The 12656-nt window shown below is 70.8% G+C and carries 10 protein-coding genes and 1 tRNA gene; 8 read left to right on the top strand and 3 right to left on the bottom strand.

Features of this window, described 5'->3' with window-relative positions; all coding sequences use genetic code 11:
* Positions 1–133: 133 nt before the first annotated feature.
* The gene (locus tag NYZ98_RS01730) at positions 134–1333 is read right to left on the bottom strand and encodes an LCP family protein (protein ID WP_262840642.1); all 1200 of its coding nucleotides are present in this window, start codon (positions 1331–1333) and stop codon (positions 134–136) included.
* A 439-nt stretch (positions 1334–1772) separates the two neighbouring features.
* Between NYZ98_RS01730 and NYZ98_RS01735 the strand changes: the two genes are divergently transcribed.
* Both NYZ98_RS01735 and NYZ98_RS01740 read left to right on the top strand, forming a co-directional pair.
* A complete protein-coding gene (locus NYZ98_RS01735) occupies positions 1773–3134 on the top strand; it encodes a hemolysin family protein (protein ID WP_316249525.1) in 1362 nt (453 codons plus the stop codon).
* The gene (locus NYZ98_RS01740; protein WP_262840644.1) at positions 3131–4201 is read left to right on the top strand and encodes a hemolysin family protein; all 1071 of its coding nucleotides are present in this window, start codon (positions 3131–3133) and stop codon (positions 4199–4201) included. Before NYZ98_RS01735 ends, NYZ98_RS01740 begins: the two co-directional genes overlap by 4 nt.
* On the opposite strand, the gene NYZ98_RS01745 is transcribed toward NYZ98_RS01740, so the two are convergent.
* Together NYZ98_RS01745 and NYZ98_RS01750 are read right to left on the bottom strand one after the other, a co-directional pair.
* Positions 4179–5324 carry an MFS transporter gene (locus NYZ98_RS01745; RefSeq protein WP_262840645.1) on the bottom strand — a complete coding sequence of 382 codons (1146 nt, stop codon included), beginning with the start codon at positions 5322–5324 and terminating at the stop codon, positions 4179–4181. The genes NYZ98_RS01740 and NYZ98_RS01745 overlap by 23 nt on opposite strands.
* 374 nt (positions 5325–5698) lie before the next feature.
* Positions 5699–5781, bottom strand: a tRNA-Leu gene (locus tag NYZ98_RS01750).
* Positions 5782–5873: 92 nt separating this feature from the next.
* Here NYZ98_RS01750 and NYZ98_RS01755 point away from each other — a divergent pair.
* The 6 genes from NYZ98_RS01755 to NYZ98_RS01780 are packed head-to-tail and all read left to right on the top strand — an operon-like array spanning position 5874 to position 12655.
* Positions 5874–6614 (top strand): FhaA domain-containing protein, encoded by a 741-nt coding sequence (locus tag NYZ98_RS01755; RefSeq protein ID WP_262840646.1) that lies wholly within the window; start codon positions 5874–5876, stop codon positions 6612–6614.
* A 17-nt stretch (positions 6615–6631) separates the two neighbouring features.
* Positions 6632–7099, top strand: coding sequence for an FHA domain-containing protein FhaB/FipA (locus NYZ98_RS01760; RefSeq protein WP_262840647.1), 468 nt, complete (start codon positions 6632–6634; stop codon positions 7097–7099).
* On the top strand, positions 7096–8394 hold the full coding sequence (locus NYZ98_RS01765; protein WP_262840648.1) for a Stp1/IreP family PP2C-type Ser/Thr phosphatase: 1299 nt from the start codon (positions 7096–7098) through the stop codon (positions 8392–8394). The genes NYZ98_RS01760 and NYZ98_RS01765 overlap by 4 nt, the downstream gene beginning before the upstream one ends.
* Positions 8395–8427: 33 nt before the next feature.
* Positions 8428–9777, top strand: a complete 1350-nt coding sequence (locus NYZ98_RS01770) for an FtsW/RodA/SpoVE family cell cycle protein (protein ID WP_262840878.1) — start codon at positions 8428–8430, stop codon at positions 9775–9777.
* Positions 9774–11222, top strand: a complete 1449-nt coding sequence (locus NYZ98_RS01775) for a peptidoglycan D,D-transpeptidase FtsI family protein (protein WP_262840649.1) — start codon at positions 9774–9776, stop codon at positions 11220–11222. The genes NYZ98_RS01770 and NYZ98_RS01775 overlap by 4 nt, the downstream gene beginning before the upstream one ends.
* Positions 11219–12655 carry a serine/threonine-protein kinase gene (locus NYZ98_RS01780; RefSeq protein ID WP_262840650.1) on the top strand — a complete coding sequence of 479 codons (1437 nt, stop codon included), beginning with the start codon at positions 11219–11221 and terminating at the stop codon, positions 12653–12655. Before NYZ98_RS01775 ends, NYZ98_RS01780 begins: the two co-directional genes overlap by 4 nt.
* Position 12656 lies beyond the last annotated feature (1 nt).

The raw sequence follows: 12656 nt of genomic DNA on the forward strand, positions 1-12656 counted from the left end.
GCAGATCAGCGCCTTGAACCTCGGCCCGGCGAACACCTCGAGGGCGCGCGCCGGGCCCGCCACAGGTGGGCAGGTCCCTGCCCGTACGACGTGGGCAGGACGTCCTGCCCACGTCACCTGAACGGACCGCGCCCTACTTGGGCAGGACGTCCTTCGGCACCGGCTTGTCCTCGGCCAGCGCCTTGAACAGCCGCAGCGCGCGCTGGGTGTCCCACTTGACGACCGAGGCGCCGTTGATGGTCGGGAACGAGCCCGCGGGGACGGCGGTCGCGATCGGGTCGCCGCTCATCGCGCGCCCGAGCGACAGCAGGTCGAAGGCGCCGGTGCCCGGGTCCACCGCGACCGAGTCGGTGGCGCTGGCCGCGAGCGGGATCGACTTGAACGGGTTGATCAGGATGCCGGGGCTGGCGGCCTTCTTGACCACGGCCGAGAAGAACTGCCGCTGCCGCTGGGTGCGGTCGAAGTCGGGGATGGCGCCGGTGGCGCGGGTGCGGACGTACCCGAGCGCGGTTCCGCCGGCCATGTCCTGACACCCCTTCTTCAGGTTGATACCGGCCTTGGGGTCCTTGATGTTCTGCTTGACGCAGATGTTGACGCCGCCGATCGCGTCCACGATCCCGACGAAACCGCCGAAGCCGATCTCCATGTAGTGGTCGAGACGGATGTCGGTGACCTTCTCGATCGTCTTGGCCAGCAGCTTGGGACCGCCGAAAGCGTACGCGGCGTTCAGCTTGTCGCTGCCGTGCCCGTCGATGGGCACGTAGGAGTCGCGGGGCAGGCTGACCAGGGTCGGCCGGTCGCCGCCGCTCGGGATGTGCAGGAGCATCATCGTGTCGGTGCGCTTGCCGACCGCCCGCCCGGTGGCGAGCTTCTTGCGCTGGGCGGCGGTCAGCCCGGCCCGGCTGTCGGACCCGACCAGCAGCCAGTCCTCGCCCGGCGTCGCGGCGGGACGGCCCGCGTAGTCGGCCAGGGACTCGATGCTGACGATGCGCGAGTTGATCCAGAAGAACCCGCCCGCGGCCAGGACGACCAGCAGCACGAGCAGGATCACGATGACCCGGACCACGATGCGGCCCGTCCGCCTCGGGCGCCCGCCGGACGGCTCGCCGTCGTCGCCGCCGCCCTTGCGTCCGCCGGGCGGGGCCATCTCGGCCGACAGGGGCTGCACCGGCGCCTCGCCGGAGCGGGGTTTGCCGTAGACGCGCGACCTGCCCCGCGCGGCGCCGGCGGGTTCTGCGGCCGGCGGCGCGCCGCCGCCGGCGGGCATCGCCTGCCGCACGGTCCTGTCGTCGCCGATCTCCCCGGCGCCCGCGTCCGGTTCACGCGGGGGCAAGCGGTGGGCCGGTTGGCCCGCCGAGTAGGACCCGTCGTTCCGGGCCGGTGGCGGGAAAGGCGCGTCAGCGCCGCCCGGACGTCGCAGAGCCCGGGTCGGGCCCTCGTGGGACCCCCCCTCGTCGGACCCCCCCGACCGGTCTCCAGGCCATTCGCCCACGTTCGTCTACCCCGTCCTGTGGCTAGAGCCGCCTTTGCTTCGAAGCTACGCCGTCGTCCATGCGAGGGAAGCTTCCTCACCAAGGTTTTCTCATGTAAAAGTACGCAGAGTCACAATAAGTCACCAATGTCGCGTCGCGGGAAACAATGGCCGGGCGCGGATCGTTACGGTTGACGACTATGTCTAGCGAAAGGACAGTCGTGTCCACTCCCGACCCCTGGAGTACAAGCCCGTGCCACGGCACGGGCCCAATCCAATCGGGGACGGCAGACCTGTGAGCATGGTTCTCGGGCTGCCCGCCGTACTGCTTCTCACCCTCGCGACCGGGTACTTCGTCGCGCAGGAGTTCGCGTTCATCGCGGTCGACCGGTCGGCGCTCCGCGCGCAAGCCGCGTCGGGCGACGCCGCCGCCGGTCGGGCCCTCGCGGTCACCGGCAGGCTCTCCTTCATGTTGTCGGGCGCGCAGCTCGGGATCACCGTGACCACGCTGCTCGTCGGATTCGTCACCGGACCCGCCCTGACCCCGCTGATCAGCCCGGCCCTGTCCGCCGCGGGCGTACCCCAGGGCGCGGTGCCCGGCATCGCGGTGGTCCTCGGCCTGGTGATCGCCACGGTCATCCAGATGGTACTGGGCGAACTGGTCCCCAAGAACTTCGGAATCGCCAGGCCCGAGCCGCTCGCCAAGTGGCTGTCCCGGTCGACGCTGGCCTACCTCGCCGTCGCCGGCCCCGTCATCCGGCTCTTCGACACCGCGGCCACCCGCCTGCTCCGGCTGGTCGGCGTCGAGCCGGTGGAGGAGGTCCAGCACGGTGCCACCCCCGAGGAGCTGTCGCGCATCATCGCCGAGTCCGAGGCGGCGGGCGAGCTGTCCGAGCGCCTGTCGGACCTGCTGGAGCGCGCGCTGGAGTTCGGCGACCGGATCGCCGAGGACGTCATGGTCCCCCGGCCCCGGGTGGTCTCGCTCCGCGCCGGGCGCCCCGCGTCCGATCTGCTGGAGGCCGTGCGGTCCTCGGGCCACTCCCGCTACCCCGTGCTGGGCGCGGACGGCGGCGACGTCGTCGGCGTGATCGGCCTGTGCGAGCTGCTCCGCAGCGAGTCGCCCGACGTGCCGATCGAGCGCATCAGCGGCGCGCCCCTGCTCGTGCCCACCACGCTGCCGCTGCCCGCGCTGCTCGAACGGATGCGCGCGGCGCACAGCGAGATGGTGTGCGTCATCGACGAGTACGGCGGGCTCGCCGGGGTCGTCACCATGGAGGATCTCGCCGAGGAGCTCGTCGGCGAGCTGATGGACGAGAACGACGCCGACGCGGCCGAGGCCGTGCCCCAGGGCGACGGCGTCTGGGACGTGCCGGCCACCCTGCGGCTGGACGAGGTGGAGCGGGCGACCGGCCTTCGGCTCCCTGAGAGCGAGGACTACGAGACGGTGGCCGGCCTGATCATGGCCCGCCTCGGCCGCCTCGCCGAGCCCGGCGACGAGATGACCCTGTCCCTGGTCACCGACCACCATCTCTTCGACAAGGACGGGCCCGCGCGCGAGGACGTCCTGCTCACCGTGCTGGAAGTGCAGCGCAGGATCCCCGGCCGGGTGCGGCTCGCGCCCCGGCTGGCCGACGCGGCGATCGTGGGCGGTGAGCCCCGATGAGCCCGTTGACCGCGCTCCTGCTGGGCGTCGTCCTGCTGGTCGGCAACGGCCTGTTCGTGGCCGCCGAGTTCGCCGTGGTGTCGGGCAAGCGGCACCGCCTGGAGGAGGCCGCCGGTGGCGGCGGCCGGCTGACCAGGGCGGCCGGGCGTGCCGCGCTCCGCAACGGGCGCGAGCTGTCGCTCATGCTGGCCGGGGCCCAGCTCGGCATCACGCTGTGCTCCCTGGGCCTGGCCATGGTCACCGAGCCGGCCATCGAGCACCTTCTGGAGCCGGTCTTCGGGCTCGTCGGCCTCCCCGAGTCCGCGCGGGTGGGCGTCGCGTACGTCATCGCGCTGACGATCATCACGTTCCTGCACATGGTGGTGGGGGAGATGGCGCCCAAGTCGTGGGCCCTCACCCACCCCGAGCGGGCCGCGATGGGGCTGGCCCTGCCGTTCCGTGGTTTCACGTGGATCGCCCGGCCGGTCCTGTCGGCGCTCAACGGCCTGTCCAACGGGCTGCTGGGCGCGTTCGGCGTCCGCCCGAAGGACGAGCTCGCCACCACGCGCACCCCGCCGCAGCTCGCGATGCTGGTGGGCGAGTCGGGCCGCATGGGCCTGCTGGACCGGAACGAGCACGACCTGCTGACCCGGGCGCTCAAGGTCCAGTCCCAGACGATCGAGCGGCTGACGGTGCCGATCGCCTCGGCCACGGCCGTGCCCGCCGGCGCCGCCGACGATCTCGTACGCGACGTCGCGGCCATGAGCGGGCACCTGCGCCTGCTGGTCAACGGCGGCGCGCCCGAGGACGTGCTCGGCGTGCTGCATGTGCGCGACACGCTGATCCACCCCGGCAGCGCGCCTGAGAAGCTCATGAGCCCCGCTCCGCGCCTGGAGTCGTCCACCACGATCCCGGAGGCGGTGGCCCTTCTCCAGGACGCTCACGCCCATCTGGGGCTCGTCACGGACGCGGCGGGCCGGGTCGTCGGCCTGGTCAGCCTCACCGACCTCGTCGGCGAGCTCCTCGACACCCGCGCGGCTTCCACGCCGGCCCGCGACCGCAGGGTCAGGCGCCTTCCGGCGGCGTAGCGAGGGCCGCCGCGACGGCGAGCGCCCCCGCCAGCCCGAAGGCGGCGCCGAACCCGGCCTGGGTGATCAGCGCCCCGAGCGCGGCGGGGGTGGCGGCGGCGACCAGGTTCTGCACGGTGTTCTGGCCGCCCAGGGCCCGCCCGGCCCAGGCGGACCCGGCCATCTCCGACACCGCCGTGAAGGCCAGGCCGTTGCCGCTCATGGAGATCACCAGCGCGGCGATCAGCAGCGGGGTCCCCGCCAGGGACCCCGCCTGGACGGCGAGCGCCAGCAGGACCATCACGGTGGCGTTGAGGAGCGCGAGGCGGCGCATGGGCCGCACGCGGCTGCGCGCCCGGTCCGACCACCGCCCGCACAGCAGCCGCCCGCCCGCCCCGCCGAACTGCGCGACCGCGACGAGCTGCCCCGCGTGCGCGGGGTCCCAGTGGCGTTCGGCGACCAGGTAGGTGAGGGCGAACGTCGCGGTCGCGAACTGCGGGACGACCAGCAGCATGCTCGCCCCGTGGACGCGCCACAGCCCCGGGGAGCGGTACGGGGAGCCCGTGCGCTCCCCGGCCGCCGGCGGCCTGCGCGGCGGGTCGACGACCAGGAACGCGACCGCGACGGCCGTGACCAGGCAGATGGCGGCCATCGCGAGCAGCGCCTCGCGCACGCTCCCCATGAGCGGCAGCACGGCGCCCGCGACCGCCACCCCGATGGGCTGGGCCGTCTGCCGCCACCCCATCGCCACCCCGCGCCGCTCGGCGGGGAACCACCCGAGGACGACCCTGCCGCTCGCCGCGTTCGCGGAGGCCCCCGAGGCGCCCGCGAGCGCGAGAAGGGCGGCGAGGGGTCCGGGGGTGGTCGTGAAGGCCGCGCACACGAGGAAGGCGGTCGCGAGGCCGAGCCCGAGGGTCATCGCCGGGCGCTCGCCGAACCGGTCGGCCGCCCATCCCCAGGCGATGAGGGTGAGCAGCATCCCGGCGCTCGGCGCGCCCACGATCAGGCCGGCTTGTGCCAGCCCGAGCCCGAGCTCCGCACGGAGCACCGGGAGGAGGAACGGCAGACCGTACATGAACACGCAGCCGGCCGCCTGCGCGGCCATGCCGAGGCCGAGCATCACCCAGCGATTCGGTGCCCTCATGCGAGGCACGATAGACCGCGTCTCGTCTTACAAGACAGTCCGTCTCGTATTTCGAGATCGCGGGACATTTTCTTGACCGGGGGCCCACGGCGGGCCGGGCCGCCGGCGCACGGGTGCAAGTCCCTCGAAAGCGGGCTGAAAGCCCGAGGGGCTAGACATCCTGGATGAGCGAACCGCACGGGAGGGTAAAGGAACGGCCTCAGACCTTGGGCCGGGCCTTCTCTCACCGGGTGCCAACGACTACCTTGATCGCACGGGACAGGCTCACGCCTCGACCGGGCGGAGACCCCTTGGGGACACCGGCGGATCGTCTCACTGGGATAACGAAAAAACCCCGGCGTAAGAAGCTTTCGCTTCCGTCACCGGGGACCGTGTGGGCGAGGAGGGATTTGAACCCTCACGTCCTTTCGGACACACGGACCTGAACCGTGCGCGTCTGCCGTTCCGCCACTCGCCCTCTTTGAGTGCGTGGAAAGGCTAGCACGGATCCGTGCATGCCACCGAACCCGGATACGATCCTCCTAGACGATGGAGGAAGGGAGGTACCCGGTGGGAGTCCTTCAGCGCTTCGAGCGAAGGCTCGAAGGCTTGGTTGAGGGGGCCTTTGCGCGGGCGTTCAAATCTGACCTTCAGCCGGTCGAGGTCGCCAGCGCTGTGCAGCGGGAGATGGACGAACGCGCCGCGATCGTGGCACAGGGTCGCACTCTTGTGCCCAACGACTTCGTGGTGGAGCTGTCCACGACCGACAGCGAGCGGCTGGAGGTGTACGCCGACAGCATCAGTCATGAGCTCGCCAACCTCGCCAGGGAGTACGCCAAGGAACAGGGGTACTCGTTCGTGGGACCCGTCCGGGTTCGGTTCGAGACGGCCGACGATCTGGCGGTCGGGTTGTTCCGTATCCGCTCGGGCGTCATCCGAGGGGCCACGGTCGAGCAGGACGAGATCCGGCAGCCCGTAAGCGATCTTCCCGCGAGCAAGCCGAACGCGTTCGGCGGCCGCCCACGCCTGCTGGTGTCCACCCAGGACGACCCGCAGGGGCAGCGGTCATATGACCTGACGACCCCCGTGACGCTTCTCGGACGGGGCACCGACTGCGATCTGCGGCTGGTGGACCCGGGCGTCTCCAGGCACCACGCCGAGCTCAGGGTCGAGGGTCCGTTGGTGGCCCTCGTCGATCTCGGTTCCACGAACGGCACTTTCGTCAACGGCCAGCCGGTTCGCCGGATCGAACTCCAGGACGGCACCCGAGTGACCTTGGGTCGCACAACCCTGGTGTTCCGGCGCGATTAAGGGTAGACAAACGGTCCATGTCCGAGCTCACTCTGCTGCTGATCCGGCTCGCGTTCCTCGCGGTGCTGTGGTTCTTTGTGATTGCCGCGGTGGGTGTGATCCGGACAGACTTGTTCGGATCACGTACGGCGGCCCAGGTGGCCGTACGCAAACCCGCCAAACCCTCACGTCAGCCAGCCAAGCCGAAGAAGGGGGAGCCGCGACAACTGGTCGTTACCGGTGGTCCCCTGCAAGGAACCATCATCAACCTCACGGAGACGCCAATCACTATCGGTCGGGCGAATGACGCCACGCTGGTACTCAGCGACGATTACGCTTCCAGCCGGCACGCCCGGCTGTTCCCCCAGGACGGTCAGTGGATCGTGGAAGACCTCGGCTCGACCAACGGCACGTATCTCGACCGCTCAAAAGTCACCCGCCCGACTCCGGTGCACCTCGGCCAGCCGATCCGCATCGGTAAAACCGTCATCGAATTGCGCAAATGACAATCGCACTCCGCTACGCCGCCCGCTCGGACGTCGGCCTCCTCCGCGAAGGAAACGAGGACTCGGCGTACGCGAGCCCGCGCCTGCTCGCCGTCGCAGACGGTATGGGCGGGCACGCTCACGGTGAGGTGGCCAGTTCGGTCGCCATCACCGCGTTGTCGTCCCTCGACCGGGACGCGTCCGGGGGTGACCTGCTCAGCGCCATCGAGGCCGCGGTGCGCGACGCCAACCGCAAACTGCACGAGATGGTCGGCCGTGATCCCAGCCTCAAGGGCATGGGCACCACCCTCACGGCCATGCTCTGGTCAGGCACCCGCGTCGCCCTCGTCCACGTCGGCGACTCCCGCGCCTACCTTCTCCGCAACGGCGAGCTGTACCAGATCACCCACGATCACACCCTGGTGCAGTCGCTCGTTGACGACGGAAGGATCACGCAGGAGGAAGCCGCCAGCCATCCGCAGCGTTCGATCCTGCTCCGGGCCCTCGACGGGAGCGGCGAGGTCGACCCCGACCTCTCGCTGCGCGAGGCCCAGATCAACGACCGCTACCTTCTCTGCTCCGACGGTCTCTCCAGCGTGGTCAGCGCCGAGACCCTGCACCACACCCTGACCACCGTCGAGGAACCGGAGTCGGTGGTCCGCCAGCTCATCGACCTCGCCAACCGAGGCGGCGGTCCCGACAACATCACCTGCATCGTCGCCGACGTCGTGGAGATCGAGGAGGGCCAGGTGGTCGCGGGGGACGCCGCGGTGGTGGGCGCCGCCGGTTCCAACCGCCTCCGCTCCCAGCCTCCCGACACACCGGCGGGACGCGCGTCCACGATCACCGCTCCCCAGCCCGTGATCGTGGACGACGACCTCGACGATCGGCCCGTGGGCGGCCCGGCGGCCAACGCCGTGGCCGCCCCGCGGCGCGTCAGGCGCCGGCGGCTGTGGCCCATCGCGGTGACGGCGCTCATCCTGATCGTCGTCGTCGTGGGCGGCGGGGGCTACTTCGGCTACAAGTGGACCCAAGATCAGTATTATGTGGGGGCCCAAGGTGACGAGCTGGTCCTGTTTCGCGGAGTCGACAGCACCATCGGACCGATCCAACTGAACTCCGTGGCCCAGAGCACCGGCCTTTCGGTGTCCTCGATCCCCGAACCGGAGCGCGAGCAGGTGCGGCGAGGCATCCCCGTGGCCAACCTCCAGGCAGGACAGACGAAGATCAACGACTTGAAGGCCAAGTCCGGCGGCGACCAGAAGACGACACAGCCGACCGCGACGCCGACCCCCAAGCCCTCGAGGTCCTCCTAAGTGAGTGCCGTCGACGCCGCCGAGGCCATCCCCATGACCGCCAAACGGCGGGGGGCGCAGCTCGTCATGCTCGCCTTCGCCGTGGCGATCGTCATGGTCGCCTATGCCAACGTCGGCCTGGGCAAGGACGGCAAGGTCCCCGCGGGCATGCTGACCTACGGCCTCGGGCTGGGCGGCGTGATGCTCGCCGCCTACCTCGTGCTGGCCAGGTTCGCCCCCTGGGCCGATCCTCTCGTGCTTCCGCTGGTCACCCTGGTGAACGGCCTCGGGCTGGTGATGATCTACCGCATCGAGCAGGCCGTGCCGAAGCTGGCCTCCGCCAGCACCCAGCTCTTCTGGACCGCCCTCGGGGTCGTCATGTTCTCCGTCACGCTCATCGTGCTGCGTGACCACCGGGCGCTCCAGCGTATGACCTACACCGCCGGATTCGTGGGCCTCGGGCTGCTGATCCTCCCTCTGCTGCCCTTCGTGGGCAGGGAGATCAACGGCGCCCGCATCTGGGTCAGCGTCGGCGGGTTCTCCATCCAGCCGGGCGAGTTCGCCAAGCTGGCCCTGGTCATCTTCTTCGCCGGCTACCTGGTCGCCAAGCGCGACGTGCTGGCGCTCGCCGGGCGCCGCCTGCTCTTCATCGACCTGCCCCGCGCCCGCGACCTCGGCCCCGTGCTCATCACCTGGGTGGTCAGCGTCGGCGTGCTGGTCCTGGAGAAGGACCTCGGCACCTCGCTCCTGCTGTTCGGCGCCTTCATCGCGATGCTCTACATCGCCACGCAGCGCACCTCCTGGGTGCTCATCGGCCTGCTGCTCTTCATCGGCGGCGCGGGCGTGGCGGGCGCGCTGTTCAGCCACGTCGGCGCCCGGTTCCAGGTGTGGCTCGACCCCTCGAGCCAGGCGCTGTACGACCTGCCGTTCGGCGGCAGCTACCAGCTCATGCAGGGCCTGTTCGGCATGGGCTCGGGCGGCATCCTCGGCACCGGGCTCGGCCAGGGCCACCCCGACCTGATCCCGCTGTCGTTCTCCGACTTCATCTTCTCCGCGACCGGCGAGGAGCTCGGGCTCACCGGCCTGATGGCCCTGCTCATGGTGTACGCCCTGGTCGTCGAGCGCGGCCTGCGTACGGCGGTGGCCGCGCGCGACCCGTTCAGCAAGCTTCTGGCGGGCGGGTTGTCGTTCATCCTCGCCTGGCAGGTCTTCATCATCGTCGGTGGCGTGACCAACCTCATCCCGCTCACCGGACTGGTCACACCGTTCATGTCGCAGGGCGGATCCGCCCTCCTGGCTAACTGGATCCTTATCGCACTGCTGGTACGCATGTCAGACGCCGCACGCCGGCCGCCGCCGCAAGCCATCCAGGACGAGGGACTGACGCAGGTGTTCAAGCGATGAACGGCACGCTCAAGCGAGCCTCGGTGGCCTGCCTGCTCATGTTCGCCCTGTTGATGATCAACATCAACTACCTCCAGGCGGTCAAGGCCGACGACCTGCGCAAGGACGGGCGCAACCAGCGGAGCTTCTTCGCCCGCTACCAGAACGAGCGCGGCATGATCACCGCCGGCGGCGAGACGCTCGCCAAGTCCGTCGACGTCGGCGGCACGTTCCGGTTCCAGCGCAAGTACGCCGACGGCCCCGTGTACGCGCCCGTCATCGGGTTCTTCGCGCCGGAGAGCGCCCGCGGCATCGAGGACGCCGCGAACCAGTACCTCGACGGCACCCACCCCGACCTGTTCGTCCGCCGCACGGTCGACCTGATCACCAGCAAGCCGACCCGCGGCGCGGCCGTCGACCTCACGCTGGTGCCCAAGGCCCAGAAGGCCGCCTACCAGGACATGAAGCGCAGCGGCAAGCGCGGCGCGGTGGTGGCGATCGACCCGACGACCGGGGCGATCCTGACCATGGTGTCGGTGCCGAGCTACGACCCGAGCCCGATGGCCGTCCCCGACAAGGCCAAGGCCGCGGCGGCGTACAACAAGCTCAACGCCGACAAGGACGAGCCGCTCATCAACCGGGCCATCAGCAAGACGTACGCCCCGGGGTCGACGTTCAAGGTCGTCACCTCGGCCGCGTACCTCAGCGAGGACAGCACGCGCGACGTCAACACCACGGTGGACGCGCCCGACATCCTGCCGCTGCCCGGCACCACCATCGGCCTGCGCAACTTCCACGGCGAGTCGTGCGGCGGGCGGGCCTCGCTGATCGACGCGCTCACGATCTCGTGCAACACGGCGTTCGGCACGATGGGCCTGGAAATGGGCTACGACAAGCTCAGCGAGCAGTCGGCGAAGTTCGGCATCGGCCAGCCGATGAGCATCCCCCTCGGCGTGGTCAAGAGCGACATCGGCCCCGACGAGGGCAAGGCCGCGCTGGCGCAGACCTCGATCGGGCAGCGCAGCAACCAGATGACCCCGCTCCAGATGGCCATGGTGGCCGCCGGCGTCGCCAACAAGGGCAAGGTCATGAAGCCCTACCTGGTGAACAAGATCGTCAGCCCGGACGGGGACGAGATCGACGCCGCCCGGCCCCAGGAGCTCGACGAGGCGATCACGCCGGACGTGGCCGACAAGCTCCGCCAGATGATGGTCAACGTGGTGCAGAACGGCACCGGCACCGCCGCGCAGCTTCCTGGCATCAGCGTGGCCGGCAAGACGGGCACCGCCGAGACCGCCAAGGGCGCGGCGTCGCATGCCTGGTTCATCTCCTTCGCCCCGGCCGAGGACCCGAAGGTCGCGGTCGCGGTGTTCGTCGAGTCCGGCAGCGCCGGCAACGACGCGACCGGCGGCCTGGTGGCCGCGCCCATCGCGCACGACGTCATGCAGGCGGTGCTCGACCGGTGAGCTTCGCCAACCGGACGCTGAGCGACCGCTACCGGCTGACCGCTCGCATCGCGACCGGCGGCATGGGCGAGGTCTGGCGCGCGTCCGACGAGCTGCTGCGCCGGGAGGTCGCGGTCAAGCTCCTGCGCCAGCACGTGGCCGCCGACCCCGAGTTCCGCGAGCGCTTCCACAACGAGGCGCGGATCACCGCCGGTCTCGCCGACCCCGGGATCGCCCAGGTCTTCGACTACGGCGAGCAGGACGAGATCGCCTACCTGGTGATGGAACTGGTCCCGGGCGAGCCGCTGTCGGCGGTCCTCGCCCGCAACACCACGCTCAGCGCCGAGGTCACCCTCGACGTGATCGGCCAGACGGCGCGGGCGCTGTACACCGCGCACCGCTCGGGCATCATCCACCGGGACATCAAGCCGGGGAACCTGCTCATCACCGAGACCGGCCTCATCAAGATCACCGACTTCGGCATCGCGCGCGCCCTCGAGGGGTCGCGGATGACCATGACGGGCACCGTGCTCGGCACCGCCCAGTACGTCAGCCCCGAGCAGGCCTCCGGCAGCCTCCTGACCCCGTCGACCGACATCTACTCGCTCGGCATCGTGGCGTACGAGTGCCTGGCGGGCCGGCCGCCGTTCACGGCGGACAACCAGGTGGCGATCGCCATCCTCCACCTCAACGAACAGGTCCCGCCGCTTCCCGCGAGCGTGCCCAGGCCGGTGCGCGACCTGGTCATGGCCATGCTGGCCAAGAGCCCCGACCACCGCCCGGCCACCACGCGGGAGCTGGCCGACCGGGCGATGGTGCTGCGCGACTCGCTCGCCACCGCCAGCGCCGCCGATCTGAGCATGTTCACCGACCCGTCGGGTTTCGCTGTGCGCGAAGCGCTTGAGCGGTCGGGGGCGTTCGAGCAGCCCGGCGACCCGTTCGCGGGCCTGTACGAGACCGCGGGAGCCGACGTCCCGCCTCCCGAGCCCACGCGCATCGGCCGCCCGCCGGCCGGTTCGCGGTCGACCGGACGGCCGGCGCCGGCCAGGCGCGGACGGCGGCGCGCCGCCATCGGGCTCGTCGCCGCCGCCGGTTGCGCGGCCGCGGTCGGGCTCGGCGCCCTGGCGGCGAGCAGCGTCCCTGAGCTGGGCCTTGACACCGGAACGCTGCGGCCCGCCCAGCCGGTGAGCGGCGAGCCCACCCGGCCCGCCTCCCCCGTGAGGTCGGCCACGACATCGCGACGACCGAAACCGGTGAAGTCTGTCAAGCCGTCGGTGTCACGGTCGGCTACCGTAAGTACGTCGGCGACACCCACCCGCCGACGGACGCCGACGCCCACTCCGACTCCCACTCCGACCCCGACTCCGACGCCCACACCGACCCCCACGCCGAGTGAGACGCCAAGCCCCACCTCATCCGCAAGCACCACAATCCCCCCGAACGGGGAGACGTAAT

The sequence above is a fragment of the Sphaerisporangium corydalis genome (assembly GCF_025506355.1).
GTDB classification, from domain to species: Bacteria; Actinomycetota; Actinomycetes; order Streptosporangiales; family Streptosporangiaceae; genus Sphaerisporangium; species Sphaerisporangium corydalis.